Here is a 15,258-nt window from a genome sequence, read left to right as displayed (position 1 = left end):
TTTATTTTTTACTCTGCCTTCGCCATTTCAAATTCAATTAACATCATTAAAATATGAATTACTTTGATATGAATTTCTTGGATACGATCTGCATAACGGAAATGGGGCACACGAATTTCAACATCGGCTAAACCAGCCATTTGTCCGCCATCTTTTCCTGTCATGGCAATCACTTTCATCCCTTTTTCTTTCGCAGCTTTGATCGCATTTAATACATTTTTTGAACCACCCGATGTTGATAATCCAAAGAGTACGTCACCTTTCTGCCCTACGGCTTCCACATAACGCGAAAAGACATATTCATAGCCAAAATCATTACTCACACAGCTTAAATGGCTGACATCCGAAATTGCAATCGCAGGATAGCCTGGACGATTTTCACGATAGCGACCAGTCAGTTCTTCTGCAAAATGCATGGCATCACAATGAGAACCGCCATTACCGCAAGAAAGCACTTTACCGCCCTGTTTGAAGCTCTCTGAAATCAGCAAAGCCGCTTGCTGAATAAGGGCTAAATTCTGTTTATCGTTGATAAAATCATTTAATACTTGCTGTGCTTCTTGTAACTCTGCGAGAATTTGTTGTTGGTACATAATCTGATCCTTTTGAAAAATGATTGATTCATCTTACCGCTTGTTCGGCAACTTTTAAAAAGTCTATCATAATCCCCCACACTTAACACTAGGAAAAGCACAAGAAATTAGGTAAAATTCACCTGTTTTATTGTTTAATAAAGGACAACACAATGATCAACGAAATTAAAAAAGATACCCAAGATCGTATGGAAAAAAGCCTTGAAGCTTTAAAAGGACATATCGCTAAAATCCGTACAGGTCGTGCACAGCCAAGCCTATTAGATGGCATTCAAGTTGAATATTACGGTTCAGCAACGCCACTTCGCCAATTAGCGAACGTGGTAGCAGAAGATGCTCGTACATTAGCGGTAACCGTGTTTGACCGTTCATTAATTAGCGCCGTAGAAAAAGCGATTTTAACGTCTGATTTAGGTCTAAACCCATCTTCAGCAGGCACAACGATCCGTGTTCCACTTCCGCCATTAACAGAAGAACGCCGTCGTGACTTAATCAAAATTGTAAAAGGCGAAGGTGAGCAAGGTAAAGTGGCTATTCGTAACGTGCGCCGTGATGCAAATGATAAAATCAAAGCATTAGAAAAAGATAAGCAAATCAGTGAAAACGATGAGCGTAAAGCACAAGAAGATATTCAAAAAATCACCGATACTTATATCAAGAAAGTCGATGAAATTTTAGCGGATAAAGAAAAAGAATTAATGGATTTCTAATCCGTTCTCGCTTAATGAAGAAAGAGACCATAAGGTCTCTTTCTTTTTTGCAAATTTTTCTACATATCTTACCGCTTGTATCACTGAATTTCCACAACCTGACTAATCACTTTTCCTTCTGCAAAACGTGTCACTAACTTCTCGCCAATCTTAATATCTCTGCTAGACATTAATGCTCTGCCCTGTTGATTTTGTGTCACGGAATAGCCTCTGGCTAAAATAGCAAGTGGGCTTAAACCGTCTAACTGAGTGCAAAGGGTTTGAAATTGCTGGCGACGCTGGCTGATATTTTTCTCAATGGCATAGCTTAAACGTTGCTCTAGCTTGTGCCAATGTTGCATTTGAGCTGAAATACGGTAAGGAAGCGGATTACGCTCCATGCGTTGTACCGCATTTTTCCAACGCTGTTGTTTACGCAACAATAGCTGTTCCATCTGCTGTTTCAGCTGTTTTTCTAAGTGTGAAAGCTGTTGAAAACGTTGCTGTAATTGACGCTGTGGGTGTTGCAGTTGAAGCCTTTGGTTAAGCTGAGCTAACTGCTGTTGCTGCTGTTGAGAACGGTGAGAAATCGCACGAATAAGGCGTTTTTCTAACTGTTGTAACTGATATTGCTGTTGCTGCAACTGTTTCGCAGGGTGTTGAGCTTGTAAACGAAGTTGCAAACGGTCAAATTGGGTTAATTTTTCACTCCATAAACGATCAAAGGCTAAACTCACTCTATCGGCATGATGTTGTAACTGTCGTAACAACTCTTGCTGATCACGGCTGACCAACTCTGCCGCAGCCGACGGCGTTGGTGCACGCAAATCTGCCACAAAATCCGCAATAGTCACATCGGTTTCGTGTCCAACGGCACTGATAATTGGGATCTGAGAATGATAAATCGCCCAAGCAACAGCCTCTTCATTAAAGCACCATAAATCTTCCAGCGAGCCACCACCACGCCCAACAATCAGCATATCACACTCTTGACGGCGGTTCGCCAGTTCGATCATCTGCACAATATCGGCTGTCGCTTCTTTGCCTTGTACTAAGGTGGGATAAATCACCACTTCAAGACTTGGATCACGGCGTTGTAAAATATGCAAAATATCTTGCAATGCCGCACCACTTGATGAAGTCACAATACCAACACGTTTGACGAACGTAGGAATAGGCTTTTTATGTTCTTGAGCAAATAACCCTAACCCTGCCAATTTCATTTTGAGCTGTTCAAATTGCTGTTGTAACAAGCCATCGCCAGCAGGCTGCATCGTTTCAATGATAACTTGATAATCACCTCGTGGTTCATACAAGCTCACATTCGCTCTCACCAATACTTGCATTCCATTTTGCGGACGGAAATTCACTCGCATATTTTTCATACGAAACATTGCACAACGCACCTGTGCTTGTTCGTCTTTCAGGGTTAAATACCAATGCCCAGAAACAGGTTGTGAAAAGTTTGAAATTTCGCCAATAAGCCAAACACTGCCAAATTCGACTTCCAGCATCTGTTTAACGGAATAATTGAGCTGACTGATGGTTAGGATATTATTTTGCATAATCTCTCTTTAAAAATGGCGATATTACAAGCGGTCGGATTGTATCAAAAATTTGCAAAAAATGCTTTGGATCTGCCCGCTTGTAATCTCCTATTAAACCCCTAACGCCCTCTGTAAGCTCTGGGTCCAAGCGGTTTTGAAAGAGGGATCTTTAGCAAATAGCTTATACAACTCCAATTCATCGCGATGACGTTCGCTCATCACATCACGTAAAATCTGCTCAAAAGCGATGCCTCTTGTATGAATATCGGGATTATTTTTATATTTCTGCTCAAAATCTTTATGGTTACGAATACGATCGGCAATGTTTAAGAACTTCACTCGTTGCTCTTCTGGTGTCGCACCCCAACCTTGAAACCATTTTTCATTGAAGTTATGGATAATTTCATCAATCGGATCTTTGGTTTTATCGTCTTGATGCGCCCCTCGCGGATTAGCATTTTGCGGATCAAGTTCCGTTTCTTCATCATCTAAACGAATACGATGATTTAACTTCGTTCTCGCTAAACCATAAGAACTCAAATCCACCGCATTGAGAATTTCATCCATTTCATCGCTCGGATCTTGCACTTTGAGTTTAGGCACTAAAAATTTTAAGAACCAAAACAATTTTTCCCACGCAAGCTGTTCAAAAGGAATAATCGCTGCCATTTGTCCATAAATTTTTAAGAACTGTTTTGCCTTAACTTTAAAATCGATTTTTTCTGCTTGCTCTAAGCCTAATTCCAGATCAAAACGATTTACTGCCACATCAATGATACTACTTAACTGTTGAACATCCAGATTGGTAAAATACCCTTCCGTAAAACGATTGACTTCCTCTTGTTCATAAACGCCCACTTCATCTAGCTGCATTTTCAATTCGTGTAACACATTGACATCTGTGGCTTGAGAAAGAGAGGTAGAAGTATAGAACGGATCAAACGCCGCTTTAATTTCTTCCGTATCATTAAAGAAATCCAACACAAACAGATCTTCGGTTCGTTTGCCTAATTTATCCGCACTACGATTTAAACGAGATAGCGCCTGCACGCACAACACTCCCGTTAGTTTCTTATCCACATACATAGTGCATAACTTCGGCTGGTCAAAGCCTGTTAAGTATTTATTCGCCACCACCAATAAGCGATACTCATCTTTATCAAAATAATCTTTGGTATCACTTTCGGCAAAACCGTTCATTTCCGCTTCGGTATATTCCACCCCGTCCACCACTTTACTGCCGGAAAACGCAATAACGATTTTAAACGGATTACCTCGCTCATTTAGCAAGCGGTTTAACGCTTTAAAATAGCGAATTGCCGTTTCAATATTTTGCGTCACCACCATACCTTTAGCTTTGCCTTTTAATTTTTTACGGTTAAAGACTTGGATAATAAAATGCTCCAGCATCACTTCCGCTTTAATATCAATGGTTTGCTGAGAACGCTCCACATAGGCTTTTAAGCGTTTTTGTGCTTTTTTACTATCAAATTCAGGATTATCTTCAATAGATTTTTGAATTTCATAGAAACTGCGATAGGTGGTGTAGTTGGCAATCACATCTAAAATAAAGCCTTCTTCAATCGCTTGTTTCATAGAATACAGATGAAACGGTTTAAATTTGCCGTCTGCCTGCTGTTCACCAAATTTTTCCAACGTAGTATTTTTCGGTGTTGCGGTGAAGGCAAAATAAGAGGCATTGCCACGCATTTTACGCGCTTGCATCGTTTTTAAAATCAAATCTTGCGCATCCTCAAGATCATCAATTTCTTTGCCCATCGCTTTATTCATATTATCGTGCGCGGAGCCTGATTGTGAACTGTGCGCCTCATCAATAATAACCGCAAACTGTTTATCGCTTAAATCCGCAATGCCGTCCACAATAAACGGGAATTTTTGAATGGTTGTGATGATGATTTTCTTACCTTTTTCTAAGGATTCCCGCAATTCTGCCGAACTCATTGCCGGCGCAATAATATCTTTTACTTCCGAGAACTCTTTAATATTGTCGCGAATCTGTTTATCTAGCAAACGGCGGTCAGTGACCACAATCACGCTATCAAAGATCGGGCGATCCAAGGCTCTGCCGTTAGCGGAAGTTTGATTTTGTGGGTAGGCTTCAATTAACTGATAGGCAAGCCAAGTAATTGAATTGGATTTGCCTGAACCCGCCGAATGTTGAATTAAATAACGTTTGCCCACGCCGTTTTGCCCTGCGTGTTCAATTAAACGGCGAACGACTTCCAACTGATGATAGCGTGGGAAAAAGAGCGTGCGTTTTTCTAACGGATCTTTGCTTGAACCATCTAAACGGACAAAATGTTGAATAATATTGGCAAGGCTTTGTTTGGTAAAAATCTCTTGCCAAAGATACGCGGTGCGATGCCCGTTTGGATTCGGCGGATTGCCTTTGCCCTGATTATGCCCTTTATTAAACGGCAAAAAGAAAGTATTTGCCCCAGCAAGCTTGGTTGCCATAAAGGCCTCTTCGGTATCCAAAGTAAAATGCACCAAACAACGCCCAAATTGCAATAAGGTTTGTGATAAATCACGGTTGCGATATTGTTTTTGTCCGTCATAGCGAGCGGTTTGCCCTGTCCAATGATTTTTTAATTCAAGGGTAACAATCGGCAAGCCATTAACAAACAACACCATATCAATGGTTTCACCACTGCTACGAGAGTAAGGCACTTGACGCATACAGCTAAATATATTCTGCTCAAAACGCTGTTTTACTTTTTCACCACTGCTGGCAAGGGGAACAGGATAAAGCAAATCAAAATGGGCATTATCAATATCCAAGCCTTTTTTCAACAGTTGCAACACGCCATATTTTTTCAAGCTACGATCTAAGCGTTCTAAAATTTTCCGCTCCCAATCGTTTGGATTCAGTTGCTGAAAACGCGCCAGCTCCTCTTTTTGACTGCTTCGCAAAAAAGCCCAAAACAGACGCATATCCAATGCAAAGTGCGGATCAAAATCTTGCGAAAATCCTAACTGAAAGCCGTGATGTTTGGTTAAATAGCTCCCAGCAGGTTCATTTAGCTGATTAACCGCTTGCTCCCGACAAGTGCCTGTTAATGCTTGTTCAATGGCAATTTCTAAATCTTTTTCTTTCGTACTTGTTACCATTTTGATTATCCTTATTTGCAAAAAATGGATTAAATCCGACCGCTTGTGTATAAAATCAATTACGACTGTTTAAAATCGATTATTTTGGGCTATTTTTGCTTAAAATCGATTATTGAATGCCTGGGTAATCGCACTAAGTAATTGTTGCCATAAGTCTTCATTGTTCTCCAAAAAATCAAATTCTTTGACCAATTTATTGGTTAATTTTCCCCGATTTTGTCTCGCACTTCGAATAATACGGTCAGCATAATCATTAGGCATTTCCATAATCTCTTTAATCGCCTCGCGGGCTTGTTCGTGATGTAACAAATATAATGATTCTTCTCGCATATCACGATTAACGACTTGTTCTAACAATCGCGCCAAATAAATAACATGATGGCTTAAATCGAGATAAGACCAAATCGGGTTAGCTTTGCTTTCCGCATCAAAAATCAAGTTGGAGCGAATACCATCAGCATACACTTTTTGTTGCTTACTAAAAGAATAATCATTGCCAATGCTTTGCATCAGTGGTTTAGAAACTTCATCCAGTAATGCAAAATAGCGTTGTCGCTCGTGAGCAGATTCTGCAATCACACCAGAAATAGGCAAAATTACATTTTCAGGCAACACGCCATCTCGTCGCAGTACATCATTAAATAAAAAACGATGAACTCGCCCATTTCCATCTGCCAATGGATGAATATAAACAAAGCCAAATGCCAATACGGCGCTTCGCATAATGGGTGATTGCCCCTGTGTTTTTTGCCAAAAAGCTTTCAACCCTGCTAATTTGGCAGAAACAAGCGGATAAGAAGGAGCAATATAATGTACAATTTCCTGAAAATGGTGGGTTTGACCTACAAAAACGGGAGATAAACGGACGCCATAATGATGAAACGGCACTTTATCGCCTAAAATTTCTTTTTGCAGGTGGCTTAAACTCATTTCATCAAGGGGAATTTCGCCTTTCCCTGTATAACGAGCAATCACATCAGCAAAACGAGCAATACGGGTTGTTTGATTACCTTCCCCTTCGATTTTAAAACTGGCTTTGCTTTCTCTTAACGTCAGCCAAACTGAAGAACGCATTAGCAACTCTTCGCCAAACTCATCAATTAAACCGTTCAATAACGTTTGAACATTCAAATTCATCGCTTGTTCAAACTGTGGTGTTTTGACCAAGGTTGGGCAAAAGTCACGATTCCCTGCTAAATTGTTATTCACTCGCCAACGAGGACATTTTTCAATTTGCGCTTGAGATGCGGTAATCAGATATTTATCTGACAACACATCTACATAACTTCCGCCGATATTATCTGGCGCGGACAATTGCTTATCAGTGAGCCATTCATATAAAAATGCAACACGCCGTGCATATTGCCCTGTAGGTTCAGTATTGATCCAATCTTGAATAATTTGTTTATCTATTATTTGAAATAAGCGTTGTAAAAATTCCAAATGGACAATTTCATTACGCAAATGAAATTGCAGATGAGCAATGTATGAATTAGCTGGGCGGTAACTTTCTGGATACAACTCTTTACGAAAGCCCGTTTCACTTTCGACTTCTGTTTTTCGACGAGCCGCCATACCACTCACAACAGGCAAACGAGCAAAAGGCTCTACCTTTGCTTGTTGAATTAACCACAATGCCCCAATTGGGTCGTTTATTAGATGACTCATGATAGATACCAACCCCATTATGTTTGTTCAAAATTAATTATTTTAGGCTTATTGTGCTTAAAATCAATTATAACTGCACAAAATCGATTATTTTTGGCTGTTTTTGCTTAAAATCGATTTTTATACCCGTTTAAAATGGATGATTTTGATATTGTTGTAGGGGCAAATTACATTTTTTTATTATGCCACCTTAACTTTTCCTGTGACCACATCGTTAATCAACACGGTTTTATACTCTTTAAGCTTATTAATTTGTTGCTGTTTGAGTTGAATCGCGAGATCGATTTTTGCAGTTTGTTCGTCAAGGTATTGCACGATTTTTTGTTGTTCGGAGAGTGGGGCAAATGGTAATCGCAAGCTTTTAATTTTGTCTTGACTAATGTTAGGCTGCCCACCGCCATAAGACATTGCAATTAAGTTATCTTTTATTCCTTTAAATAAATAGAAAGCAAACTCTATGACAGCGTTATGAGTTGTTGCCAATACACAACAAGCTTGATTAGTTGCTGTTTCTATTTGAAGTAATCCAACTTTTCCTATCGTTGCACCATACATTGCAATTACAAGACTATTTTTGGGGTAAATTTTCAATGTTGAATAATTTTTTAAAGCTTTATATGTAATCGTCTTGCTTGTTGTGAAAATTTTTCCATCAGTAAGGTCACCAGTTTGTAACCAGTTAATTTGCCCATCGTAATAACTAGTGTCGCTTGAGTTTGGTGTTGTTCCACTACCAATTCTTTCAAATACATGGCTAATTTTTTTCACCTCCCAATGCTCAGGCACTTCACCAATCCATTCCACACCTGAATGTTTGAATTTAACGTGCGGATTAAGCCCTTTGGTTACGGCATCTTGGATCAAAATTTGTTTATGCTCTTTGAGTAACTCAATCTGTTTTTCTTCGAGCATAATCGCTTGATCGATTTTAGCGGTTTTATTGTCTAAATATTGGGCAATAGCGGTTTGTTCTGCTTTAGGAATAGATAATAAACAAGAATTTTTTATTAAATCTTGATTTAATATATCTGCACCATAAATATTTTTATTAGCATTTTTTGCGATAAAAATTGGTAACATATAAAAATAATAATTTAGATTGTTATTATTTGTTGCTAAAAAAGATGCTATAGCTTCATTTGTATATAGATCTTGATGAGCAAATGCAACTTGACCAACAGATAGTTTAAAACTATACAATAAACTCCCTTTTGGTGTTAAAGGGATATTAGCTGATTTTTGTCCATGTCTTGAAATAAAATGAGTTTGGTTTGTATATTTCCCATTTAAATCAGCAATTGTTATCCAAGGTAAATCCCCATCATAAAAAAGAGCATGTCCTGATGATGGTGTACCACCTGTTTGAAAATTTAAAAGATGTTTTAGCTTTTTAATATCCCAATGACTAGGCACGTCCCCCAACCACTCAACCCCTGAATCTTTATAACTTTCATATCTGTTCATTTGCAAAAAATCCTTAAAATCTGACCGCTTGTAAATCTCCCAAAATCTCACCAATCAAGCCATCGGCTTGTTTTTCTAGGGCGAGAATATCTTGTGCCACTTCGGCAAGGCTACGGAGCGGTTTATGGCGGTAGAAGTATTTGTTAAAGCTGATTTCATAGCCGATTTTAACACTCTCTAAATTGATCCACGCTTCACTCACGTGCGGTTGTACTTCGGCTTTAAAATAGTCATGAATAGCTTGTTTGAGCGGTATGCTTTCACTGTCGCGTAAATCGCTACTGCTTTCATATTGGATAAATTCGCCCGCTTTTTCCGTTGGGAAATAGCCAAAATCCGCCAATTCAGACGGTTGGCATTGGTAACGTTGGCAAAGGGTTTCCAACTCGTTCGGTTTTAATTTCACGGTTTTCGCCATCACTTTTTCTGCCGTTTCGTTATACCAACTTACAGCATTAAAGATGGCATTCTTTTCTGTGGCTGAAAGCTTGATTTGTTTGGCTTTTAAGGCGTTTTCCACCTGTTGTTTAAATAGGTTGAAATCGTCAAATTGCTGTTCGCCAAACTGCTCAAGCAGTTGCGTTGCGGTATGAAAAAGTGCGGTGGATTTTTCCCACGTTTTTATATCCAACAATTTCGCCTTGGTTTTGTTATTTAAGGCAATGCCCTGTTCCTCACACCAAGCGGTGATTTCTTTGTCGGTTTTTGCTAACACGTCCGCTTGATAAATTTGCTCACCGTATTGTTGGTATAAATATTGCATTGGCTCAAGCAAGCTTTTATCAAAACGTAAAGCGGCGATATTGTCGGCAGTAAATTGTGCACTACGGCGATCCGGGCGTTCAATGGTAACTTTGTAATAGCCGAAATCTTGGTTATCAAAAATTTTCGCCGCAAATTCACCCTCTTGTTCCGTAAAATCTAAATAGGTTTGCGTGATTTGGGCGATATGCTCAGGGGAAAATTCACAGTTTTTGTCGCCTAAATTTTTGCGCAATTTGCGGAATAATTGGCTTGCCTCAATCAGTTGCACTTTGCCTTTACGCTGTTCAGGTTTATTGTTATTGAGCAACCAAATGTAAGTGGTAATGCCGGTGTTATAGAATAGGTTATTCGGCAGTTGCACAATGGCATCAAGTAGGTCATTTTCAATGATGTAACGACGGATATTGCTTTCCCCCGAACCCGCATCGCCTGTAAATAGGCTGGAACCGTTATGTACGGAAGCAATTCGGCTACCGATTAAGTTATCTTTCGGCGATTTCATTTTATTGACCATTTCCATTAAAAACAGTAATTGTCCATCACTGGAACGTGGCGTGGCATCTACGGTTTCTACAGCTCCCCAATAATCAGGTAAGCTGACTTTAAAACGGTCGTCAATGACGCTATTGCCGTCTTTGATATAACTTTGGTCGCTACTCCAACTTTTTCCATAAGGCGGGTTGGAAAGCATAAAATCGAAATATTTGCCTTGGAAGGTGTCTGTTGAAAGGGTTGAACCGACTTTGATGTTTTGTGGGTCGTTGCCCTTAATCATCATATCGGATTTACAGATGGCGTAGGTTTCGTCGTTGATCTCTTTACCAAAGAGAATAATACTACGTTGTCCTTGACTTTCAGGTAATGGATATTTTTCTTCAATAAAATTTTGTGATTCAGTCAGCATTCCACCACTGCCGCAAGCGGGGTCATAAATCGTAATGATGGCTGGAATCGCCTGTTTGAGTGGGTCAAACACAAGATGCGTCATCAATTCAATCACTTCACGAGGGGTAAAATGTTCTCCTGCTTCTTCGTTGTTTTCTTCGTTAAATTTGCGGATTAACTCTTCAAACACATAGCCCATACCCAAATTGGTTAATGCTGGCAATTTATTGCCTTCGGGATCGGTTTGCACTTGTGGTGTGAGGTTGATATAAGGCGAAACAAATTTTTCCAATACACCAAGCAACACATTTTTATTCGACATATGACGAATTTGCTCACGTAATTTAAAGCAGTTGATAATCTCTTGAACGTTGTTGCTAAAACCGTCTAAATACTCTTCAAAATTAGCCAGCATATATTGCGGTGTGTTGCTGGCGGTTTGATACAGGGTTTTAAGCGTCCATTTTGATGTGTTATAAAAAACATAACCCGTTGCATTTTCAAGGGGCTGGCTATCTAGCTCGGTAAATTCCAACTCTTCTTTTTGAAAGCGGACTTCTTCCAATACTTTAGCTTTGGTCGGCTCTAATAGCGTATCCAAACGGCGTAATACTACCATTGGCAAAATCACATCACGGTATTTGCCTCGAACATACACATCGCGCAAACAATCGTCCGCAATGCTCCAAATAAAAGACACTAATTTGTTGTGAACAGAATGATCCATAAGTTAATCCTACATAAAATCTTTATTTGTGATTATGCCTTATTATAAATCTGAAATAACACTAATTAGTAGCTAGCAACGAGAATATATTTATCCTTTTATATTTCTTGAATTCTATTCACAATCCTATTCGTTTTTTCTACCTTCTCAGAAGCCAAGGGTTATTAATGTTTTGTGCTTGTAAAATATACGATTTTATACCTTCGAAGCATCAACAAGCCTTAGATAAACAAAAAACCCAGCAAACTGCTGGGCTTTCATCTCTAATATAAGATTAAAATGGTTGTTTCTATATCACATTAGGAATGTAAATTATAAAATTCTTTTAAATCAATTAATTAAATATTAAGTTTCCCAGATTGAAGTATGAGTACGTAAAAATAAAGTATAAAAAGACTAAATTTCAGATTTTATTTTTACACAATGTACTTACTATAAAATACCAAACAGATAATATTTGTCCATAAATTCATTGAGTTGATTATGCCATTTTTACACTTATTGACTAATCACGATTAAATCCACCTTATCAGTCAGTAACTTTTCAAAATTTGACACAATATCAATGTTGGGGAACCATGCTAATGCCCGAGTGGTTGAACGCTCAAAAAATTTTATCACGTTAAACCGATGATCATTTTTAAAAAAGGGAACATGGAAAATACGGGTAGAATACCCACTCCCCACAATGACAACATTAATTTTCTTCATATTTGGCTATCCTTAATTAATAAAATTGTGGCGAGTATAAGATCGTTTCTATCTATCCGCCATTTAGGTTATTTATACAGAATATCTAAATAGATTTAACTTTTGACATCTTTTTTCCTAAATAAAATTAACCAAACCAAAAATCTTGTGCTGTAAGCCACTGCAATTAAAATCGCAAAAAAGTCAAAATAAAAGACCGCTTGTGGTTCATCATAATTAAAATAGGCAAAATCCACTTTCAGCAATAAACAGGGTAGTTTTTGCGTAAAAAGATATTTTGGAAACCTTCACGTCCGTCTGGCGTGGTCTGCCAAGTCCGCATAGATTGCCCTGCGCTGTGTAAAAACACCAATGGATAAGGGCGTGGGTTGGTTGGAATTTGGTAGAACACGGTAGCGTGGTCGCCGTGCAAGGTTTGCCCGCCAGCTTGAATAGACGCACTAAATACGTCCATAAAGTTGTTGCTGGTTTTGCCTTTGGCGATTTCAGGTAGCGGCTGATAAGTGCCTTCGCTGGTTTTCACCGTGCCACCCACGGCAAAACTGCCTTGTTGTTCAATAGAAAGCGGCGTAGCGAAACTTTGCACCGCCATCGCACAAGCGGTCAAAATTAGGGATAATTTTGCAGATTTTTTCATTGGATTATTCCTTAAAAGTTATAATTCGGGGCTAATAAGCGTTCCATTGCGGTAAAATAGTCTAATGCCAGTTTCTGCTGAGTAAGACATGGTTGCCATGGAAATTGAGGTAGAAAGCAGTAAAAGTGGAAAAAAGTTTAGATTTTGTTGGTTTCATGATTTGCTCCTTTGGAGTAAAAGTGCGGTCGATTTTTGCAACGTTTTTACAGTTGCGATTTTCTCTATTATAGAGCAGAAAATTTTTTTGATTAGCTAGGAAATATTGAATAGGGTGTTGAGTTATTTTCAATAATAAGCGTGATATGACATGCTATATTTGGGCAAAATGAGAGCTTTAGTCTGTGCAAGAATTTGCCCAAATATTACCGCTTACGCCTTATAAAAAGACATTGTTATTTTTGTCCCTGTTTGATCTGACATAATGCTGACTTCGCCATTGTGGGCATTAACAATAGATTTGGTAATCGCAAGTCCTAAACCTGTGCCATTGTCTTTGGCAGATTGTCGGGTTCGGGACTTTTCAACACGATAAAAACGATTAAATAAATGTGGTAAATCTTCAGCTGGAATGGGTTCGCCTTGATTGTAAACAGATAGAATGAGTTGTTGTTTTTGCTCTTGAATTTCTACCACAATTTCACTTTGGCGATTGGCATATTGTAATGCATTTGAGAGTAGATTACTGATTGCACGGCGTAGCATTAAGGCATTACCGTATAATTCGCCTGAACCTTTTAAAAGCAATTTAACCTGTTTTTCTTCTGCAACAAATTCAAAAAAAGCAAAAAGAGCGGTAATTTCTTGAGAAAGATTAACTAATTGTTTTTCTTTAATATATTGTCCATTTTCATTTTTTGCGAGAAATAGCATATCGGAAATAGTACGAGCAAGTCGTTCTAGTTCTTCGGCATTAGAAGAAAGAATATCAATATATTGTTTGTTTTCTCGTTTTTGACTTAACGTAACTTGCGTTTGGGTCAACATATTATTAATGGGTGTACGGAATTCGTGGGCTAAATCAGATGAAAATACGGATAAACGTTGAAATTCATCATTTAACTTTGCCAACATTTGATTAATACCTTCTACAACGGATTGTAATTCTATGGGAATATCTGTGAGTTCTAATCGAAGATTTAATTTTTTGCCCGTGATTTTATTGGCTAATGCTTGTACTTTTTGGAGTGGTTTAAGTGTACTCCTGACGCTTAAATATCCTAAAATTGAGCCTATTCCACTTAAAATGAGTACAAAAATAACAAAACTGATTTTGATATTTTGCATAAAAAGAAGATGATGTCCTGTCGATGAAAATAAGATACCTTGTAAGACAATTTTATCTAATGTAGTTGCTGAAAATGCGACACCACGCAAAGTATGTGCGTCCTTCTCCCATTCTAATAGCATTGAAATGTCTTGAGTTTGCTGAATATCTTTTTGAATATTGGCGGGAATTGATGAGACATTTTTTGAGTGAGCAAATTCAGCTTGATTATAGTAAATGACTAAATCTGATGTTGAAGTATAGCGAGCGATCTGTTTATTTAAAACGGTCATTAGTTCATCAACGGCTGTATGACTAATTTCTTGTTGAATTAACCGCACTTTATTATTTAACTCGTTTTGATCGAGTTGTTGAAAATGTTGTTCAAGTGCAGAGAAACCGAAAAAACCGAGTAGGCTCAATAGGCTTACCATCACGATAGCAAATAAGGCTGAAAGGCGAAAAGTGAGAGATCGTTTATACATCATCTTCTTCCCTTAGATCTAAAACATATCCCACGCCACGTACTGTGTGAATAAGCTTGGGGATATAACCATCATCAATTTTATTGCGTAAACGACGAATCGCTACATCAATCACATTAGTATCGCTATCAAAATTCATATCCCAAACATGAGAGGCAATGAGCATACGAGGTAATACTTCTCCCTGCCGTTGAATGAGTAGCTCCAGTAAAGCAAATTCTTTGGTAGTTAAATCAATGCGATGACCTGCTCGACTTACTTTCCGTTTCAGTAAATCTAATTCTAAGTCTGCTATTTTTAATGATGTTGTCTGAATCTTTTTTTCTTCATTTGGAATACGGCGAAGTAATGTACGAACGCGCGCCAACAGTTCTGCAAAGGCAAAAGGTTTCACTAAATAATCATCTGCACCTAACTCTAATCCTTTCACTTTATCTTCTACTTGATCTTTTGCAGTCAGTAACAAAATAGGGAATTTTTTCTCAGCCTGACGTAACATTTGTAACACTTGCCAGCCATCTAATTTTGGCAACATTACATCTAAAATGATCAATTGATAATCTTCAGTTAAAGCAAAATGTAAACCATCTACGCCATTGCGTGCGATATCAACCATAAAACCGGCTTCACTTAAACCTTGTTTTAAGTAATCTCCGGCTTTGATTTCATCTTCTACAACTAAAATTTTCAC

11 protein-coding genes are annotated in these 15,258 nt (G+C 38.4%); 1 reads left to right on the top strand and 10 read right to left on the bottom strand.

The annotated features are described in order from the left end of the window. Positions 1 to 8 precede the first annotated feature (8 nt). Positions 9 to 593, bottom strand: coding sequence for a D-sedoheptulose 7-phosphate isomerase (gene lpcA, locus EXH44_RS10425; protein ID WP_162857414.1), 585 nt, complete (start codon positions 591 to 593; stop codon positions 9 to 11). A gap of 152 nt (positions 594 to 745) precedes the next feature. Between lpcA and frr the strand changes: the two genes are divergently transcribed. After that, positions 746 to 1,303: a ribosome recycling factor gene (frr, locus tag EXH44_RS10420; RefSeq protein ID WP_135673599.1), complete on the top strand. Its 558-nt coding sequence runs from the start codon at positions 746 to 748 to the stop codon at positions 1,301 to 1,303. A gap of 80 nt (positions 1,304 to 1,383) precedes the next feature. Here the strand turns inward: frr and xseA are convergent, their stop codons facing one another. The 9 genes from xseA to EXH44_RS10375 all read right to left on the bottom strand — a co-directional run bounded on the left by xseA (position 1,384) and on the right by EXH44_RS10375 (position 15,258). After that, positions 1,384 to 2,847: an exodeoxyribonuclease VII large subunit gene (gene xseA, locus EXH44_RS10415; protein ID WP_162857413.1), complete on the bottom strand. Its 1,464-nt coding sequence runs from the start codon at positions 2,845 to 2,847 to the stop codon at positions 1,384 to 1,386. Between the two features lie 93 nt (positions 2,848 to 2,940). Beyond that, entirely contained in the window at positions 2,941 to 5,961 is a 3,021-nt protein-coding gene (locus EXH44_RS10410; RefSeq protein ID WP_162857412.1) for a type I restriction endonuclease subunit R, read from the bottom strand. A gap of 99 nt (positions 5,962 to 6,060) precedes the next feature. Beyond that, positions 6,061 to 7,629, bottom strand: coding sequence for a Fic family protein (locus tag EXH44_RS10405; RefSeq protein ID WP_208717145.1), 1,569 nt, complete (start codon positions 7,627 to 7,629; stop codon positions 6,061 to 6,063). Between the two features lie 180 nt (positions 7,630 to 7,809). After that, complete coding sequence (locus tag EXH44_RS10400; RefSeq protein WP_162857410.1) at positions 7,810 to 9,093, bottom strand: restriction endonuclease subunit S; 1,284 nt, start codon at positions 9,091 to 9,093, stop codon at positions 7,810 to 7,812. A gap of 13 nt (positions 9,094 to 9,106) precedes the next feature. Continuing rightward, positions 9,107 to 11,470, bottom strand: a complete 2,364-nt coding sequence (locus EXH44_RS10395; RefSeq protein ID WP_162857409.1) for a type I restriction-modification system subunit M — start codon at positions 11,468 to 11,470, stop codon at positions 9,107 to 9,109. A 498-nt stretch (positions 11,471 to 11,968) separates the two neighbouring features. After that, entirely contained in the window at positions 11,969 to 12,181 is a 213-nt protein-coding gene (locus EXH44_RS10390; protein WP_162857408.1) for a Gfo/Idh/MocA family oxidoreductase, read from the bottom strand. Between the two features lie 238 nt (positions 12,182 to 12,419). Further along, positions 12,420 to 12,818, bottom strand: a complete 399-nt coding sequence (locus tag EXH44_RS10385; RefSeq protein WP_244238728.1) for an alpha/beta hydrolase family protein — start codon at positions 12,816 to 12,818, stop codon at positions 12,420 to 12,422. A gap of 369 nt (positions 12,819 to 13,187) precedes the next feature. Beyond that, positions 13,188 to 14,570: a heavy metal sensor histidine kinase gene (locus EXH44_RS10380; RefSeq protein ID WP_162857407.1), complete on the bottom strand. Its 1,383-nt coding sequence runs from the start codon at positions 14,568 to 14,570 to the stop codon at positions 13,188 to 13,190. After that, positions 14,560 to 15,258 carry a heavy metal response regulator transcription factor gene (locus EXH44_RS10375; protein ID WP_162857406.1) on the bottom strand — a complete coding sequence of 233 codons (699 nt, stop codon included), beginning with the start codon at positions 15,256 to 15,258 and terminating at the stop codon, positions 14,560 to 14,562. Before EXH44_RS10375 ends, EXH44_RS10380 begins: the two co-directional genes overlap by 11 nt.

Source organism: Actinobacillus indolicus (assembly GCF_004519515.1).
GTDB classification, from domain to species: domain Bacteria; phylum Pseudomonadota; class Gammaproteobacteria; order Enterobacterales; family Pasteurellaceae; genus Glaesserella; species Glaesserella indolica_A.
The sequence above is the reverse complement of the archived record's forward strand: the minus strand, read 5'-3'. Positions and strand labels throughout refer to the sequence as shown.